Source organism: Amycolatopsis sp. VC5-11, assembly GCF_037034185.1.
GTDB lineage: Bacteria > Actinomycetota > Actinomycetes > Mycobacteriales > Pseudonocardiaceae > Amycolatopsis > Amycolatopsis nivea.
The window spans coordinates 39945-57339 of sequence record NZ_JBAGKF010000008.1; the positions used below are offsets into that span (position 1 = coordinate 39945).

General features: G+C 70.2%; 14 protein-coding genes. 10 read left to right on the top strand and 4 right to left on the bottom strand.

The genetic code is table 11. From position 1 onward, the window contains the following. Positions 1-45: 45 nt before the first annotated feature. The 4 genes from WA670_RS23870 to WA670_RS23885 all read left to right on the top strand — a co-directional run bounded on the left by WA670_RS23870 (position 46) and on the right by WA670_RS23885 (position 3565). Positions 46-921: an FAS1-like dehydratase domain-containing protein gene (locus tag WA670_RS23870; protein WP_134666633.1), complete on the top strand. Its 876-nt coding sequence runs from the start codon at positions 46-48 to the stop codon at positions 919-921. A gap of 66 nt (positions 922-987) precedes the next feature. Continuing rightward, positions 988-1800 (top strand): enoyl-CoA hydratase/isomerase family protein, encoded by an 813-nt coding sequence (locus WA670_RS23875; protein ID WP_134666631.1) that lies wholly within the window; start codon positions 988-990, stop codon positions 1798-1800. A 62-nt stretch (positions 1801-1862) separates the two neighbouring features. After that, the gene (locus WA670_RS23880) at positions 1863-3209 is read left to right on the top strand and encodes an MFS transporter (RefSeq protein ID WP_336158912.1); all 1347 of its coding nucleotides are present in this window, start codon (positions 1863-1865) and stop codon (positions 3207-3209) included. Between the two features lie 14 nt (positions 3210-3223). Then, a complete protein-coding gene (locus WA670_RS23885; protein WP_238607094.1) occupies positions 3224-3565 on the top strand; it encodes a hypothetical protein in 342 nt (113 codons plus the stop codon). Between the two features lie 3 nt (positions 3566-3568). Here WA670_RS23885 and WA670_RS23890 read toward each other — a convergent pair whose 3' ends face one another. Then, on the bottom strand, positions 3569-4720 hold the full coding sequence (locus tag WA670_RS23890) for a DUF418 domain-containing protein (RefSeq protein WP_336158913.1): 1152 nt from the start codon (positions 4718-4720) through the stop codon (positions 3569-3571). Positions 4721-4875: 155 nt separating this feature from the next. Between WA670_RS23890 and WA670_RS23895 the strand changes: the two genes are divergently transcribed. From WA670_RS23895 to WA670_RS23910, 4 genes are all read left to right on the top strand, one after another. Beyond that, positions 4876-5409 carry a hypothetical protein gene (locus WA670_RS23895; RefSeq protein ID WP_275291776.1) on the top strand — a complete coding sequence of 178 codons (534 nt, stop codon included), beginning with the start codon at positions 4876-4878 and terminating at the stop codon, positions 5407-5409. 8 nt (positions 5410-5417) lie between these two features. Continuing rightward, positions 5418-6089, top strand: coding sequence for a two-component system response regulator CseB (gene cseB / locus WA670_RS23900; RefSeq protein WP_275291777.1), 672 nt, complete (start codon positions 5418-5420; stop codon positions 6087-6089). Beyond that, positions 6086-7276: an ATP-binding protein gene (locus WA670_RS23905; protein ID WP_336158914.1), complete on the top strand. Its 1191-nt coding sequence runs from the start codon at positions 6086-6088 to the stop codon at positions 7274-7276. Before cseB ends, WA670_RS23905 begins: the two co-directional genes overlap by 4 nt. Positions 7277-7905: 629 nt before the next feature. Further along, positions 7906-11172 (top strand): GH92 family glycosyl hydrolase, encoded by a 3267-nt coding sequence (locus tag WA670_RS23910; RefSeq protein ID WP_336158915.1) that lies wholly within the window; start codon positions 7906-7908, stop codon positions 11170-11172. Positions 11173-11244: 72 nt separating this feature from the next. Here WA670_RS23910 and WA670_RS23915 read toward each other — a convergent pair whose 3' ends face one another. Together WA670_RS23915 and WA670_RS23920 are read right to left on the bottom strand one after the other, a co-directional pair. After that, positions 11245-13260, bottom strand: coding sequence for a glycosyltransferase (locus WA670_RS23915; RefSeq protein ID WP_336158917.1), 2016 nt, complete (start codon positions 13258-13260; stop codon positions 11245-11247). Then, positions 13257-13877, bottom strand: coding sequence for a DUF998 domain-containing protein (locus WA670_RS23920; protein ID WP_336158918.1), 621 nt, complete (start codon positions 13875-13877; stop codon positions 13257-13259). The genes WA670_RS23915 and WA670_RS23920 overlap by 4 nt, the downstream gene beginning before the upstream one ends. Before the next feature lie 408 nt (positions 13878-14285). On the opposite strand from WA670_RS23920, the gene WA670_RS23925 reads away from it, so the two are divergent. Then, positions 14286-14855 carry an OmpA family protein gene (locus tag WA670_RS23925; RefSeq protein ID WP_336158919.1) on the top strand — a complete coding sequence of 190 codons (570 nt, stop codon included), beginning with the start codon at positions 14286-14288 and terminating at the stop codon, positions 14853-14855. Continuing rightward, entirely contained in the window at positions 14852-16024 is a 1173-nt protein-coding gene (locus tag WA670_RS23930; protein WP_238607103.1) for a polysaccharide pyruvyl transferase family protein, read from the top strand. The genes WA670_RS23925 and WA670_RS23930 overlap by 4 nt, the downstream gene beginning before the upstream one ends. Here WA670_RS23930 and WA670_RS23935 read toward each other — a convergent pair. Then, entirely contained in the window at positions 16017-17333 is a 1317-nt protein-coding gene (locus tag WA670_RS23935) for an MFS transporter (protein ID WP_238607104.1), read from the bottom strand. The genes WA670_RS23930 and WA670_RS23935 overlap by 8 nt on opposite strands. Positions 17334-17395 lie beyond the last annotated feature (62 nt).

The window sequence follows — 17395 nt, forward strand, 5'->3', positions numbered from 1 at the left end:
CGTGTTCAGCCGACGGCCCCGCCCGAGACAGGATCCGAGGAACCCATGTCCGAACCGGAAGCCTGGGAACCGTACGACCGCACCACCGAAGAAGTCGTCGAACCCGGTCCGGTCGCCGCGTTGGCCGCGCTGTTCGACAACGGACTCCCCGCGCCGCGCGAAGGCGACGAGCTGCCGCCGCTGTGGCATTGGGTCGCGCTCCCGCGCTGGCCGGTGTCGTCGCGGATCGGCCTCGACGGTCATCCTGTGCGCGACGATTTCCTGCCGCCGGTGGACCTGCCGCGGCGCATGTTCGCCGGCGGCGAGGTCGTCGTCCACCGGACGCCGAAGGTCGGCGAGACAGTGCGCCGACGCTCCATTGTGGACTCTGTCACCGAAAAATCCGGCCGATCCGGGAAATTGGTGATCGTCCAGGTGCGCACGGAACTGTCCGGAATGGACGGAACGCCGTACGTCGAGGAGCGCCAGGACATGCTCCACCGCGAAGTCGGGCCGTCCTCTTCGCCCTCGGTGCCGGAAACCGCCGCCGCATTGGAACCGGCGGGGTCGCCGTTTCGCCGGACCGACGGGCAAACCTGGGAATTCGTCACCGATCCGACGCTGCTGATGCGGTTTTCCGCGGCCACCGCGAACGCACACCGCATCCACTACGACTGGCCGTACGCGACCCGGGTCGAGGGCTATCCCGGCCTGGTCGTGCACGGGCCGCTGATGTCGCTCGCGCTGGCCGAGGTGCTGCGCCTCGACTCCCCTGCCTCGCGGGTCCGCCGGATCAGCCACCGCAACCAGGCGCCGCTGTTCTGCGGCCAGCCCGCGCAACTGCGGGTCAGCCCCAGCACCCGTTCGGTCGCGCTCGACCTGCTCGGCCCGTCCGGCCCGAGCACCAGCCTCGCCGTCGAACTGGACGAGGAAGGCGCCTGATCTGGCGGCGGCGTCCGCACCGATGGCATGGTGGCGCAGGTGTTCCGGACGACGGAGGGAAGCTGAATGAGCCGCTATGCGCAGTTCGAGAACCTGCGGGTCGACGGGCCGGACGAGGACGGCGTCATCGAACTCGTCCTGGACGCGCCGCACCTCAACGCGGTCAGCGATGCCGCGCACGGCGAACTCGCCGACATCTGGCGCGAGTTCGACCGCGATCCGGCGGTGAAGGCCGTCCTGCTGCGCGGCGAGGGCAAGGGGTTCTCCGCGGGCGGATCATTCGACCTGGTCGAGAAGCTGGCGAACGACTTCGAGGCCCGGTCGCGCACCATGCGCGAAGCGCGGGACCTAGTCTACAACGTCATCGACTGCTCCAAGCCGACCGTCTCCGCGATCCACGGCCCGGCCGTCGGCGCGGGCCTGGTCGCCGGGTTGCTGTCGGACATCTCGGTGGTCGCCGCCAACGCCAAGATCATCGACGGCCACACGCGGCTCGGCGTCGCGGCGGGCGACCACGCGGCGGTGTGCTGGCCGCTGCTGTGCGGGATGGCGAAGGCCAAGTACTACCTGATGACCTGCCGTCCGATGACCGGTGCCGAGGCGGAGCGGATCGGGCTCGTGTCGCTCTGTGTCGAAGAAGAGGACGGGCTGCTCCCGACCGCGCGGGAGATCGCGCATGAGCTGGCCAACGGCGCGCCGAACGCGATCCGCTGGACCAAGCAGAGCCTCAACCTCTGGTACCGGCAGCTCGCGGGCGCGATCTTCGACTCCTCGCTGGCACTGGAGTTCTACGGTTTCGCCGGTCCCGAGGTCCGCGAAGGCCTCGCCTCGCACCGCGAACGCCGCAAGCCGGACTTCACCCGGGTGCACGAGTCCTAAGTAGACGGTCGAACGCGGAAACTTCGGCCCGCACCGAACGGTCCCCGCGGCACGATTGCCCGGTGACCGCAACGACCTCCACCCGCAGGCAACGGCTGGCGCTGATCGCGCTGTGCCTCCCGTTTTTCATCGTCCAGCTCGACGCGACCGTGGTGAACGTCGCCGTCGAAGCGATCCGGCGCGATCTCGGCGGCGGGCTGGGCGGTGAACAATGGGTGATCGCCAGCTACACCATCGCGCTGGCCGCGGGCATGCTCACCGCGGGTTCGCTCGGCGACCGTTACGGTGCGCGACGGGTCTGCGTGGCGGGGACCGTCGTGTTCGGCGTCGGGTCCGCCCTGTGTTCGCTGGCCCCGACCCTGCCGGTGCTGATCGTCGCGCGGACGCTGCAGGGCGTCGGCGCGGCCGCGTTGCTGCCGTGTTCGCTCGCGCTGATCGTGCGGCAGTTCCCGGAACCGCGGGCCCGGGCGCACGCGCTCGGCCTGTGGGGCGGCATCGCGGCCATCGGGCTCGCGACCGGCCCGGTGGCGGGCGGCGTGCTGATCGCGCTGGCCGACTGGCGGGCGATTTTCTGGGTCAACGTGCCGTTCGCCGCCCTCGCCATCGTGCTGACCTGCAAGTATGTCGTCGAATCGCCGCCGAGGGAGCGCCGCCTCGATCCGTACGGACTCGTCCTCGGCACCGTCGCCCTGTCCGCGCTCGCCGGCGGGCTGATCCAGGTCGGCCGCTCCAGCTGGGCACTCCCGCTGATCGCCGCCGGGGTGCTGACCGGCATCGCGTTCGTCCTGGCCGAGCGGCGCCGTCGCGATCCGATGCTGCCGCTGGCGATCTTCGCGTCCCGCCCGTTCTCCGCGGCGAGCACCGCCGGGCTGCTCTTCAATTTCTGCCTGTACGGCGCCCTGCTGTGCCTGTCGCTGTATCTGCAGGGGCCGCTGTACCAGTCCGCGTTCGCGACCGGCATGCTGACGCTCCCGCTCACCGTCGCGATCGGCATCGGAGCCACCGCGAGCGGACGGCTCACCGCCCGCTTCGGCCCCCGCGTCCCGATGCTGACCGGGTTCAGCCTCGCCGGACTCGGCGCGATCCTGCTGGCCGCGGCCGATTCCCTGCCGCTGGTGCTGATCGGCGGCGTGGTGCTGTGCTGCTGCTCGATCGCGATGCCCGCGATGACGTCGGTCGCGATGTCGACGCCGCCCGAGGAGCACACCGGGCTGGCGAGCGGGGTGTTGAACACGGCGCGGCAGACCGGTGGCGCGCTGGGCACCGCGGTGCTGGGCACCCTGCTCACGGCGGGCTCGACGATGTCACTGAGCGTCCCGCTGACGGTGGCCGCCCTCGGTTATGCGGCGGCGGTCGGGTGCACTTTGCTGGCGACCCGCCGACGGGAGCTGTCGATGGCCGCTCACTGACCGTCGGGTTCGTCGTGCTGACCTGGCCCGCGCTTTTGCTGATGTCGCTGGGAAATCCGGTGCTCGCCGTCGTCGGCATGGTGGTGCTGGGCCTGCTGATCGCGGCTTACGACGGAGCCGCGGGCGCGGGTATGGCCGAGCTGTTCCCGCCGCGCATTCGCTCCGGCGCGATCGCGATTCCGTACAACATCGCGGTTTCGCTGTTCGGCGGCACCGCGCCGTACATCGCGACTTGGCTCGTCGCCGCCACCGGGTACAAGCTTTCCCCGGCCTTTTACATCATGCTCGCCGCCGTCATCACCCTCGTCACCGTGCTGCGCGGGATCCGCGAAACCGCCGGACCCCGCGCACGCTGAAGCTCACGGCACGAGCAACGTCGCCCGGTGCACCAGCCACTCCAGCGGACCCCGCCGTCGCCAATGCCGCCACGCCACGGAGGCGGCCAGCATCACCGCGACCACCGTCGCCAGGAACACGAAAGAATACGGCTTCGGCACCAGCTTCAACACCGCGAAATGCGCCGCGTACCAGGTGAAAGCCATCCCGCCGGCCGCGGCGAGCGGCCACAGGGCGCGGCGGCCCAGCGGGCGGTCCAAGGCGATCAGCAGGCCGCCGAGCAGCACCATCGCGACGCCGATCATGAGCACGATGCCGAGCGGGCTGGTGGCGTAGAGCGAACCGTCGGTCGGCATCGCCAGGAGCACCTGCCACGGCATTCCGGGCGGCGGGGTCGTCGCGATCGCGTCGGCTCCGCCCAGCGGATAGGTCGCGATCCACGAACCCAGGATCGACGCGGTGGCGAGCACGAAACCGGTGTACAGCAAGCGGATCCGGACCTGATGCGCGCGCAGGTCGAGGCGGCCGATCGCCATTCCCGCCAACGCCAGCGGCAGGCCGTACGCGACCTGGAAACCGCCGCCGAACAGCACCATTCCCTTGAAGAACTCGCCCCACTGCTCGGGGTGGGCGAAGATCGCTAGGCCGCTCGCGGTCTCGGAGCGCAGCCAATCGGAATGGGAATTGAACACCCAGAACGCGTATAGCGTCACTGCCGGAACGGCGATTCCGGAAAGAACGAACAACGTCCGCGCGCGCAGCCGGGTCAGCGGCAGCAGGAGGAGCAGGAGCACGGCGTAGTACTCGATCACCGACATGCCGTACTCGTCGATCGCCAGGCTGAGCACGAACAGCACCACCGCGCGGATCGCGAGCCTGCCGCGGGCGCGCCACCGTTCGTTCCCGGCGTACGGGGCCGCGCCGCCGGTCATCAACGCCGCGGACAACCCGAACAGCAGCACGAACAGGCTCATCGCCCGCGACGACGTCTGCATGTTCAGCCACGTCAGGAACCCGGGAGCCTGGTCGGGCGGGCCGCCGTGCAGCCAGCCGCTGGCGAAGAAATGCTCGATGAACACCCCGACGATCGCCAGCGCGCGCACCGCGTCCACGCCCAGCAACCGTCCCTTCGGCACCCGGGTCTCCGCCGGGTCCCGCACCGTTTCCGTCCTCATCGGACTCCTCTCTCGTGCCAGTACCCGGCCAAGGTAGGAACGGCGGATCACCGGCCGCCGGGAATCGCGTTGCGGTGGCCCGGAGGAAACCCATCGGTCTGGTAACAGCGCTTCCCGAGCGGCGCGCGGACGGCAAAATGGCTACTGTGCAAGGCATGCGGAGGACAGCGGTCGCGGCGGTTGCGGTGCTGTCGCTCACCGCTTGCTCCGGTGTGGACGGTGTGCGCGTCGCCGGCCCCGCTCCGCCGGCAGCGGCCGCCCCGGCGCCGGCGAACAACCCGCACGGCCCGAGCGTGGACGCGGTCGCCCTGCTGCGCGCGGACCCCACGGTCAGCGCGAGGACGAAGGCAGCGCTGCGACCGTGTCCGCACGGTCCCATCGCCGGGTCGTATCCGGTCAGCACCGCCTATCACGAGCTGACCGGCGAGGTCGACGTCGTGGTGAACGTGTATCCGTGCGGCGCGGTCGGCGCTCCCGGCACCGGCAGCAGCGGCGCGACCGGCGTGCCGGTCAGCGCGTACCTCGGCGGCTATGTCTACACCGTCAACGGGAAACAGCTGTTCAAGCTGGAGAACTCCGGCGCGATGCTGACCGTGCTCGACGGACAGCTGGCGACGATGTCGGCGACCGGGCCGAACAACGGGGTCGCCCGCTACCGCTGGACCGGCAACCGTTTCTCGCCGGAGTGAGAGGGGACATGACGCAGGTACTGCTCGTCGAGGACGACGACGTGATCCGGGAGGCGACGCAGCTCGCCCTCGAACGCGCCGGATTCAGGGTGTCGACGGCCGCGGACGGGCTCGCCGGGCTCGAACAGTTCCGCGCGCAGCCGCCGGACGTGGCGTTGCTCGACGTGATGCTGCCCGGGCTCAACGGCGTCAGCCTGTGCCGCCGGATCCGCGAGGAAAGCCGGGTGCCGGTGCTGATGGTCTCCGCCCGCGACGATTCGGTCGACGTCGTGCTCGGGCTCGAAGCCGGTGCCGACGACTACGTCACCAAACCGTTCGACACCTCGGTGCTGATCGCGCGGATCCAGGCGGTGCTGCGGCGAAGCGGCTGGTCCGGGCCCGAGGAGGACGCGTTCGTCCGCTTCGGCGACCTCGAAATCGACCGCGCCGGGCTGGACGTCCGCCGATCCGGGCAGCCGGTGGACCTGACCCCGACCGAACTGCGGCTGCTGCTGCGTTTCGCCGAATCGCCCGGCACCGTGCTCAGCCGGGACACGCTGCTGGCGAGCGTGTGGGATTACGCGTGGGGCGGCGACACGCGCGTGGTCGACGTCCACGTGCAGCGGCTGCGCGTGAAAATCGGCCAAGAGCGGCTGCAAACCGTGCGGGGCTTCGGATACAAGCTCCGCTCCGAGCCGTGAAACTCTTCCCGGCCACGCTTCGGTGGCGGCTGACCGCGGCGGTGACCCTCGTGTCGGCCGCCGTCGCTCTGACGTTGAGTTTGTTGGTGCACCAGCAATTCGCGCGCACGCAAGCCGACCAGGCGCGGCACGCGCAGGACGAATGGATCCAACTGCTGCTGCGCAATCCCGGTGTCGACGGGCAGCTCGACGATCCGGCGCTGCCCGCTCCCCTGCGCGACGCGGTGCGCGGCGGCAACCGAGCGACCTATTTGGACGGACCGGTTCTGTGGGCAGCCGCCGAAACCGGCGGGCACGTCGTCTCGGTGCGGGTCAGCTACGCGGCGCAAACGCAGGCACTGGCCACTTTGGACCGGGAACTGCTGGCGGGTTCGGCTGTGGTGACCGTCGCCGGGGCGTTGCTAGGCGTCGTGCTCGGCGCCGGGATGGCGCGTCGGCTGCGGCGGGCCGCCGACGCCGCCCGGGACGTCGCGAACGGGGCTCCGGCCCGGGTGCGCGACGCGATCGGCCCGCGCCCGCGCGACGAAGCGGCCGACCTCGCGCAGGCGGTGGACGCGATGGCGGATGCGTTGCAGGCAAGGCTGGCCGCGGAGCAACGGGTCACCGCAGACATCGCGCACGAGCTGCGGACTCCGGTGACCGGCTTGGTGACCGCGGCCGAACTGCTGCCGTCCGGGCGTCCGGCGGAGCTGGTGCGCGACCGGGTCGCCGCGCTGCGGTCGCTGGTGGAGGACGTGCTCGAGGTGGCTCGCTTGGACACCGCCGCCGAGCGGGCGGAGCTGGCGGAACTCGATCTGGCGGAGTTCGTCCGGCGGCGGGTGCCGGACGCGGTGGCGCCGACCGCGGTCCGGGTGCGGACGGATCCCCGGCGGCTGGAGCGAATCCTGGCGAACCTGCTGTCGAACGCGGCCAAGCACGGGGCCCCGCCGGTGACAGTCGAGGTGACGGGCCGGTGCGTGGCGGTCAGCGATCGCGGGCCCGGGTATCCGGAGGTGCTGCTTCGCGAGGGACCCGCGCGGTTCCGGACCGGGGCGGACTCGCGGGGCGGCGGGCACGGGCTGGGGTTGACGATCGCGGTCGCGCAGGCGCGGGTGCTGGGGGCGGACCTGGAATTCGGGAACCTGCCGGGCGGCGGGGCTCGGGCGGTGTTGCGGCTGCCGGAGTCGACCGGATCGAGCGGTGATTGACGGAGCTCTCCTGCGGCGGGCGACCCGGGGAACCTTCGTGGCGGCTGGGCCCGGCGGGGTTCGCGGCGGCCAGGCCCGCTGAACGTTCGCGGCGGGCAGGCCCGGCAGGGTTCGCGGCAGCCGGGACCGGCGAGCGTTCTCGGCAGCCAGGCCCGGCAGGGTTCGCGGCAGCCGGGACCGGCGAGCGTTCGCGGCGGGCAGGCCCGGCAGGGTTCGCGGCGGCCAGGCCCGGCGAACGTCCGTGAGGGCCACCCTCCGGGAATCTGATTCCGTGAGGGTTCCCCTCACGGACGGCGGCGGGGAGCGGAAGTTGTCCGGGCGGCTCTCACGAACACCGGCGGAAGCGAAAGCCGTCAGGGTGGCCCTCACGAACACCGGAGGGAATGGAAGCCGTGAAGGGGCCCCTCACGAACACCGGAGGGACCGGAAGCCGTGAAGGGGCCCCTCACGAACATCGGCGGGAGCAAAAGCCGTGAGGGTGGCCGTCACGGACCTCCGGCGGGGAGCGGAAGCTGTCCGGTTGTCGGCCTTCTCAAACCCCCTCCGGGATGACAAGCTGCTCACCAGCCGGTCGTCTCCGCACCGGTTCGCATGATGACAACGTTGTCAGCCCTGGAGGTAGCGCGTCCATGTGGTCGCAGAAGAGACGGGTGACCGCGGTCGCGGCGGCGGGCTTCGTGGTCGCCGGGCTCCTGTCCGGCACGGCCGCCACAGCCAGCGCGGCGACGGCGGATCCGGTGTCGCTCGTCAATCCGTTCGTCGGCACGCAGAACTTCGGCAACACCTTCCCCGGAGCCAGCGCGCCCTTCGGCATGGTCCAGGTCAGCCCCGACACCGGCGGCCAAGGCGGGTACGACTACCAGCAGAACTCGATCTACGGCTTCAGCCAAACCCACCTCTCCGGCGTCGGCTGCGGCGTGATGGGCGAGCTGCCGGTCATGCCGACCACGGGCGCCGTCGATTCCGTGGACAAGAACGCCTACAAATCCGAGTACAGCCACGACGACGAGAAGGCCGAACCCGGCTACTACCGCGTCGGGCTGAAGAAGTACGGCGTCAACGCCGAGCTCACCGCCACCCCGCGCACCGGCTGGCAGCGCTACACCTTCCCGTCGACCGGCCAGGCGAACGTGCTGTTCAACACCGGCCAGGCGAACCAGTCGGTGAAGGATTCCGAGATCCACGTCGTCGGCGACCGGACCCTCGAGGGTCGCGTGCGCGCGGGCGGCTTCTGCGCCGGGCACGACGAGCACACCGTCTACTTCACCGCCACTTTCGACCGTCCTTTCGCCTCCTACGGGACCTGGCGCGGCACCACCCGCACCGCGGGCAGCCGCGACGCCGCGGGCACCGGCGGCAATGGCGCGTGGGTCAGCTTCGACGCCACCGCTGACCACGATGTCGTCCTGAAGGTGGGGCTCTCCTACACCGGTCTCGCCGGCGCGCGGGGCAACCTCGCGAAGGAAACCAGCGACAGCTACGACTTCGACGCCACCCGCGCCGCATTGCGCAAGCAGTGGGCGGACCGGCTCGGCGCGATCAAGATCAGCGGCGGCAGCGCCGAACGGCAGACCGCTTTCTACACCTCGCTGTATCACGCGCAACTGCACCCGAACCTCGCTGGCGACATCAGCGGCGACTACGCCGGTTTCGACGGCAAGGTCCACCGCGCCAACGGCTACACGCCGTACCAGAACTTCTCCCTCTGGGACACCTACCGGCCGCAGAACCAGCTGCTCGAAATGCTGGAACCGCAGGTGGCGCGCGACGTCGCGCTGTCCGTGCTGGCGATCGGCCGCGACGGCGGCTGGCTGCCGAGATGGGCGCTGGCGGGCAGCGAAACCAACATCATGACCGGCGACCCGGTGACTCCGTTCCTTGTCGAAGCCTGGTCGAAGGGCTTGCTGGCCGGGCACGAGGACGAGGCGTACGCGCTGCTCAAGAAGAACGCGACCAGCACGCCACCCGCCGATTCGCCGTACAACGGGCGTTCCGGGGTCAATTTCTACAACGACCGCGGCTACATCCCGAGTGGCCTCACGCTCGGCAAGGACTGCGCGGCCAAGGGCGGCGACAACGACTGCGAGCATCCGACGTCGGCGACCATGGAGTACTCCGCCGCCGACGCCGCGCTCGCGTTGATGGCCAAGGGTCTGGGCCACCAGGCTGACGCGCGCATGTTCGCCGACCGCGGCCAGTGGTACCGCAACGTCTGGAACGCCGCGGACAAGCAGTTCCGGCCGCGCACCACGGACGGCACCTGGCTCACGCCGTACAACCCGGTCGACGCCGACCACCAGTTCCACGAAGGCGGCGCCTACCAGTACCAATGGCTCGTCCCGCAGGATCCGGCCGGGCTCGCCGACCTGATGGGCGGCAAGCAGGCGACCGAAAAGCGGCTCGACTCCTTCTTCGCCTACGACAACCTGCTCAAGGACCCGGCGGGGACCGCGCGCAAGGACTGGATCGCCAGCCCGTACGACTACTACGCCAAGGCCACCTACAACCCCAACAACGAACCCGACCTGCTTTCCCCGTACATGTACAACTGGGTCGGCGCGCCGGCGAAGACCGCGACCGTCGTCCGCGCGGCGATGACGCTGTTCACCACCGGACCGGACGGCATGACCGGCAACGACGACCTCGGCACGATGTCCGCCTGGTACGTCTTCTCCTCGCTCGGCCTCTACCCGACGATGAGCGGCGCGAACTTCCTCGCGGTGTCCAGTCCGCAGTTCGAATCGGCGACTGTCCGGATCGGACAGTACGAGGGCAGGCAGGGCGGCACGCTCACCGTCACCGCGCCGGGCGCGAGCGACGCGAACCGTTACGTGCAAAGCGTTTCGCTCAACGGGCGGGACGTCCGGAATACCTGGCTCGACTGGTCCGCGGTCGCGCACGGCGGCAACCTCGCCTATCAGGTCGGCTCGACGCCGTCCCGCTGGGGCACGCAGCCGGGCACGGAACCGCCGTCGGTCAACAAATCCGCCGGGGATCTGCGTCGGCACGTGGACGCGACGCTGCGGCCGAGTTCGGTAGTGCTGCCTCAGCAATCTTCAGCGCAGACTGTCCACTTGAGCCTGGACGTGCTCGGCCAGAACCCCGGAGCACAGCCGGTCTTCGTGACCTCATCGGCGCCGTCCGGCTGGCGAGTGCAGACCGACCAGTTGCAGCTGCTGTGGTCTTTCCGGCTGCCGACGCAGAAGACCGCGCCGGTCACGGTGACCGTTCCGGCGAACACGCCAGTCGGCACGTATTCGGTGCAGCTCAAGGCATCCGGACCGGGCGCGAATACCGTCACCCGCACCGCGAGCATCGAGGTCCGGGAACCGACGGTGTGCGCGTCGACGTCCGGGACCCAGTGCGCGGTCGATCTCGGCCACGACCGCAATCACGACGGAACCGCGACCGTCGCGGCGTCCACCGAGGGCAACTTCGACGGCAGCGGTTGGAGTTACGACGGCGACCTGATGCCGCGAGCCGGAACCTTCGTCCACAATGGAGTCACCTACGCGGCGGCCGATTCCACGGGCACCGCGGCGAACTTCGTGGAAGCACGCGGGCAATCGCTGCTGCTGCCCGCCGGAAAGCACCAGGCGGTGCAGCTGATCGGCTCGTCGCACAACGGCCCGGTGTCCACTTCGCTGACCGTGCACTACAGCGACGGAACCAGCGCGGATCTCCCGGTGACCTTCGGCGACTGGGCCGGTTCGACGCCGTCCGGCACGACCGTCGTGCTCGACATGCCGCACCGGATCAAGGCGGGCAGCGGGGTCGACGGCCCGCCGGTGCGGTTGTTCGGCATCGCCTCCACAGTGGACAGCGCCAAGACTGTCCAGTCGGTGAGCCTGCCGAACGACCCGCGCGTCCAGCTCTACGCCATCACCCTGGCCTGAGCCCGGCCGGGTTCGCCGGATCCCTCCCCTTAGTCCGGCGAACCCGGCCATCCCCCCGTTCCCCCAGAAGTCTCAGGCAGCCGCGGGCACTGCCGCGACCCGGCCCATCGCCTCCGCGTAGCACGCCTCGAACGAATCCAAAGTGGACTCCAGCGCGTGCCCGGCGATCATCTTGCCGCTCGCCGCCCCCATCCGCGCCAGCGTCGCCGGGTCGGCGACCACCGCGTGCAGCCGCTCGGCCAGCTCCCCCACGTTGCCCGGTTCGAACAGCCAGCCGTTGTAGCCCGGACGGCACAGGTGCGGCAGCGCCATCGCGTCCGCGACCACCACCGGCTTCCCCGCCGCCATCGCCTCCATCGTCGCCAGGCTCTGCAGTTCGGCGACGCCCGGCATGCAGAAGAGATCCGCGGCCGCGTAGGCGTCCAGCAAGTCCTCTTCGGACACAAAACCGCGGAACCGCACCCGGTCGGCGATCCCGAGTTCGCCAGCCAGCTTTTCCCAGTCCGCGCGGCAAGAACCGTCGCCGATGATCTCCGCATGCAGGCGAGGCACGAGCGCGACCGCGCGCAACAGCTCGTCGACGCGCTTCTCCTCGTCGAGCCGTCCGACGAACAACACCGTCGGGTCGTCGGACGTTCGCGAAACCGTGCGCAACCGGTAGCGGTCGATGTCGATGCCGCACGACACCGGGATCGCCCGCTCCGGGAAACCGTTGTCGTGCAACAGTTCCACCGCACGCGGCGTCGGCGCGGTAACCACGCGGGCCGTCGAGAACACGCGCGTCAAGTCGCGCCACGCCCACCGCGAGGCCGCGCCGCGCAGCCACGTCGGCACTCGCACGTGCCCGAACAGGTTTTCCGGCATGAAGTGGTTCGTCGCCACCCCGGGAATGCCCATCGCGGCGGCGTGCTTCAGCACGTACCTTCCGACCACGAAATGCGCCTGGACGTGCACGAGGTCGGGCTGCAACTCCTCCAGCAGCGCAGCCACGTCCTTGCTCACCTCCCAGGGCAGGCCGATCCGGAAGGTGCGGTGGAACGGGGTGCGGTGCGACCGGACCCGGTGCACCACGACGTCGCCGTCCCTTTCGGTGCGCGCCGGGCCCTCCGGGTCGACGCTGATCACGTGGACCTCGTGGCCGCGGCCGGCGAGACCGGTGGACAGCCGGTACGCGAACTGCGCCGCGCCGTTGACGTCCGGAGGATAGGTCTCGGCGGCGACCACGATGCGCAAAGGCAGGTCGTCGTTCACTGGGTGCTCCGATCTGGTGGAATGGACAGAAGAAGAACTGCCGCGGCTCAGAACGGCGACGCCGCCGACCGCCAGCACCGCCGCGGTGAGCGCGACCGCGGTCGCCGCGGTGTCGAGGTGGGTGGCTTCGCCGAGCACCCCGGCGCCGAGACCCACTGCGACCAGCGGATCCACGACGGTCAGGCACGCGACGGCGAGGTGCGGCGGACCGCATCGGTAGGACAACTGCACGAGCCAGCCGCCGACCAGCAACGCCGTCACCATCGCGGCGACGGACACCGCGGTGCCGAATTCGACGGTCCCCTCGCGGATTTCGAGGGAAACCGCGCGCATCAGCACCGAAACGAAGCCGTAGGCGGCGCCGCCGGCCGCGCCGAAACACAGTCCGCGGACCGACGGACGCGAGACGATCGCGCCGATCAGCGTCAGCAGCGCCACGCCCCCCAGCACCAGCAACGCCGCCCGCGTTTGCGCGTCGGCGCCGACCTCGGTGCTCGTGGTGCTGCCCGCGGCGACGGTCACGAACGTCCCGACGCCGAGCATGGTGACCGCGACCGCGGGCAAATCCCGCCGCCGCCGGTCGAGAATCGCGGTGATCGCGACGGCGATGACCCCGACCGGCTGCACGACGGTCAGCGGAGCCATCCCCAGTGCGACCGCGTGCACGCCCGCGCCCGAACCGAGCAGGGCCAGCCCGCCGAGCCAGCGCGGCGCGCGGATCAGCTCCCCGATCCGCGGGCGGCCGGGCAGTCCGGTGACCACGCCGTGCTGCAGAAGTGCGCCAGTGGAAAAGAAAACCGCGCCGAGCACGGCGAGCGCGATGGCGAGGATCGTCATGAGTCCACCTCGGTCCGGGCCGTCGCGGCGACCGCGAAAAGCTGTGCGTAGAGCAGGGCGTACAGCACGCGCTCGAACAACCCCAGAAATTCAGGTACGGACTGCTCCAGCAACGGCGCGTGGGCCAGCAGAAAGGCGAGCGAAGCGGCACCGGCGGCCAGCGAAAGCCAGCGCACCGCTGTCGCTTCCGGCCGGCGGCGTGCCAGCAACCATCCCGCCAGCGGCAGGCACACGAACATCGCCGCGCCGGCATACCGGTGCACCGCACCGGAAAACGACGTCTCCACGCCGGTCGGATCGGTCGGGAAGAACGTCGCGACGACCAATCCGGCCGCCCACAACGCGATCAGCACCGATTCCGGGCTGCGTTTCGGCAACCCCTGCTTGAGCAACGCGTGCCGGACCAGCAACGACGCACCGGCCAGCCCGAGCGAGGCCGCGGCCAGCAGCACCGCACCCCCGGGCGGAAAGACGTAATCGCTGATGACGTCGCGGACCGGGTCGATCGTGCCCGCCGCCACCAGGTGCAACAGGAGAATCGGCACCAGCGAGAAAGCCAACGCGCCGGCAGCGATCGCGGGCGCCGCCGCCTTGGCCTTCCGCGTTATGAGGGTCACATCGATCAGCATGCTGGCGGCCGTGACTGCCCGGCATCGGGGAACACCCTGAGATGCACCCCGGGAATCCGCGGCGCACCCCGGGGCTTTTTGCCCCTTGATCGGACCGGAACGCGCGCCTCCGGTTCGCCGTCGGCCCAGTCGGACAAATCGCCCCAAGGCGCGCTGAATAGGTCGTTATACAGCTGCCCCGCGCGTCGCGATCTTACTGTCCTTTGTGGACTTCCCGGGTCCCTCACCCGGGTGGATGTCAGTTTCCGCGGGCGAGGCCGCGAGCCGCCGCCCCTTCCCTGCTGACGGGGCGAAACCGGGCGGTGGCTTGGCGCGTTCGCCGGGTGCGTCCCGGTTGCCGCGGTCTTGGCCCCGTGTTCAGATCCCGGCGAACCCAGCCGAAGGAGCGCAATTCTCATGCAGAGGGCACTCGTCAAGGCGGTCGTCGGGGCCGCAGCCGTCGTCGCGCTGGTCAGCGCGTGCGGGTCGGGCGGATCGAACGACTCGTCCGGATCCGGAGCGTCCGGGCAGAACACCGCCCAGTCCAGCGGAGCCGCACAGCCCAGCGGAGCCAACCAGTCCGGCGACGCCGGGCAGAACGGCGCGTCCGGCCAGAACGGAGCCCCCGGGCAGAACGCCGGCGGCCCGGCCGCGCAGGCGGTCACCGCCGCGATCCAGCAGGCCTCGCAGGCCTCGCCGATCAAGTTCGAGCCGGAGAAGGCGGAATTGACCGCCAAGGCCAAGGAAGGCCTCACCGCGATCGCGAAAGCCATGCAGGGCAACGATGTCAAGCTGAAGGTCGAGACCCACGCCGGCTACCCGGACGCGGACAAGGCCAAGAAGCTGTCCGAGGAGCGCGCGCAGGCGATCTCGACCGCGCTCGAGGGCGACGGCGTGGCCAAGGACCGCATCCAGGCCGAGCCGAGCGGAAGCGAGAAGGCACAGGGCGACCAGGCGTTGGACACGCAGCTCAGCGTCGCTTCGTGACTCCTGCCCCGTCCCCCCGCCGGCATTACCTGGTCGGGCCGAGCGGCTATCCGAACTTCGGCGACGAACTGATCGCCGCGGCTTGGATCCGCCGCTTGGCCCGCACCGAGCCGGACGCGGAAGTCTGGCTCGACACCCATTCGCCGGGTCCCGCACAGCATTTGTTCGGCGACCTGCATCCGCGTTTGCGCTGCACGGACACCTTGTGGCGGCTGTGCGGCGAAGCGCCGTCGGACGATCCGTGGGAAGTCGCGTCCTGGGTGCGGTCCGCGGTACACGACCCCGGTCGCGCGCCGCGCTGGGACGCGGGGATCGAACTGCTCGGCAAGCTCGACGTCGTGCATCTGATCGGCGGCGGTTACGTCAACGCGCTGTGGCCCCGGCACCTGGGACTGGTCGCCGGGGCCGCCGCGGCCGCGCAGCGTTCCGGAGCCCGTTCGGCGATGACCGGACAGGGTTTCGTCCCCTTCCCGCCGGGCGCGGCCGTATTGTTGCGCGCGCTTGCCGAGCGTTTCGACGTCGTGGACGTCCGCGACGATCCGTCCGCCGAACTCCTGCACGGCGTCGCGGGTGTCGAGCGGTCCTGCGACGACGCTTTCCTTGCGCCGCAACCGCCGACGACGCCCACGACGCGCGAGTTCGTCCTGTGCATGCAGTCGGACATCGGCACCGAGCGACCGTCCTCGCTCGCCGCCCAGGTGCTCGGCCTGGTGCGCGAGTGGCGGCTGCCGCCGGGCGAACTCGCTGTGGTGGAAGGGATTCCTCGCGTCGACCGCGAGGTTTTCGCGTTGCTGGAACACGAACTGCCCGGTGCGGAATTCCACCCGTTCCGCGACGTGTGGCATCGCGGTCTCCCGCTCGCGCCCGGACAGACCTGGATCTCCAGCCGCTTCCATCTGCATCTGGTCGCCGCCGCTGCGGGCGCGACCGGCGTGGCAGTCGACGTTTCGCCGGAGTACTACACCACGAAACACCAGAGCCTCATCGAACTCGGTTCTGGATGGACACTCGTCCCAGCCGGTGCCGAGAAACCACCGGAACGCCCTTCCGGCAACGGTTTCCCGGCACACGTGCTGCACCACTGCGCGAACCTCAAACGCTCGGTCGCCGAAGCCGTCTACGGTCCGGAACTGCCCAAGACCCGCACCCGGTGGCCGCGGCTCAGTTGAGTTTGCTGCGGCTCTGATCGGCGAGCGCGCCGAGGCCGATGCACAACGCACCCGCGATGAACAGCAGCGAAACACCCCAGGTCGCGTGCGTCGCGGAGGCTTCCACGATCGCCAACGCGGCCAGCGGGGCCAGCCCGCCGGACACCGCTCCCCCGACCTCGCGGCCGGTGCCCAGCCCGGTCGAGCGGACCTCGGCCGGGAACTGCTTGGCCAGGAACGCTCCTTGCGCCGACAGCATCGCCGGAACCACGATGCCGGTCGCCAGCACGAGGCCGAGCCAGATGAACCAGCTGCTTCCGGTGTCGAGCAGCCAGAAGAACGGGAACGCCAGCAATCCCGTCGCGACCCCGCCGGCGACCACGACCTTCTTCGCGCCGATCCGGTCGCTGATCCACCCGGCGATCGGCACCGTCACGATCGCCGTCGCGCTCGCGATGCTGATCCCCAGCGCGCCGATATTCGCCGGCACGCCACGGAAATTCGTCAGGTAGGCGAGCGAGAACGTCTTGAACACGTAGCTGACGCCGTTGTAGCCGATGGTGATCACCATGACCACCGCGAGCGCGCGCCAGTCACTGCGGAACAGCTTCACCAACGGCCGGTTCGCCCAGCCGCGCGGCCGGTTTTTCTTGCTGCGCACCAGGTTCTCGAACTCCGGGGTTTCCGGAACCCGGCGGCGCACCCACAGTCCGACGCCGACGAGCAGGAAGCTGGCCAGGAACGGGATCCGCCAGCCGAACCCGTGCAGGAACTCCTTGTCCAAAGTGGTCAGTCCGGCGACGGCGAGCGAGGAGACGAGCAACCCGACGTTCACGCCCAGCGCGGGCCACGAACCTTGCCGCCCGCGTTTGCGCGGATCAGCGTGCTCGTAGGCGACTGCGATCGCGCCGCCGAATTCCGCCCCGGCGCCGAGTCCTTGCAGCAGCCGCAGCACCACGAGCAGAACCGGCGCGAGAAGCCCGGCGCTCGCGTAACTCGGCAATAATCCAATGCCTGCCGAGGAAACGCCCATCAGCACGAAGGTCCACGACAGCACTTTCTTGCGCCCGATCCGGTCGCCGAGCGCACCGAACACGATGCCGCCGATCGGGCGGGCCAGGAAGCCGACCGCGAAGGTCGCGACCGAGGCCATCGTCGCGGCGGCGTCGTTGCCGGGCGGGAAGAAGACGTGGCCGAACACCAGCGCGGCCATCGACGCGTAGAGATAGAAATCGAACCACTCGAGCGCGGAGCCGACGACCACCGCGACCCCGACTCCGCGCGGGGCTTTCCGGGTCGTTCCGACGCTGTCGTCCACAACACTGGGCATGGTCCTGCTCTCCGGAACTGGGGCACAGGCGAGCGGAAGCCAGCCGGCGCGCGCCGTTGCGT

Coding starts and splice junctions, on each gene's coding strand:
- WA670_RS23890 (WP_336158913.1), bottom strand. CDS start 4,720: ATGAGGACGGAAACGGTGCGGGACCCGGCGGAGACCCGGGTGCCGAAG.
- WA670_RS23935 (WP_238607104.1), bottom strand. CDS start 17,333: ATGCCCAGTGTTGTGGACGACAGCGTCGGAACGACCCGGAAAGCCCCG.
- WA670_RS23925 (WP_336158919.1), top strand. CDS start 14,286: ATGCAGAGGGCACTCGTCAAGGCGGTCGTCGGGGCCGCAGCCGTCGTC.
- WA670_RS23915 (WP_336158917.1), bottom strand. CDS start 13,260: ATGACGATCCTCGCCATCGCGCTCGCCGTGCTCGGCGCGGTTTTCTTT.
- cseB (WP_275291777.1), top strand. CDS start 5,418: ATGACGCAGGTACTGCTCGTCGAGGACGACGACGTGATCCGGGAGGCG.
- WA670_RS23910 (WP_336158915.1), top strand. CDS start 7,906: ATGTGGTCGCAGAAGAGACGGGTGACCGCGGTCGCGGCGGCGGGCTTC.
- WA670_RS23870 (WP_134666633.1), top strand. CDS start 46: ATGTCCGAACCGGAAGCCTGGGAACCGTACGACCGCACCACCGAAGAA.
- WA670_RS23895 (WP_275291776.1), top strand. CDS start 4,876: ATGCGGAGGACAGCGGTCGCGGCGGTTGCGGTGCTGTCGCTCACCGCT.
- WA670_RS23875 (WP_134666631.1), top strand. CDS start 988: ATGAGCCGCTATGCGCAGTTCGAGAACCTGCGGGTCGACGGGCCGGAC.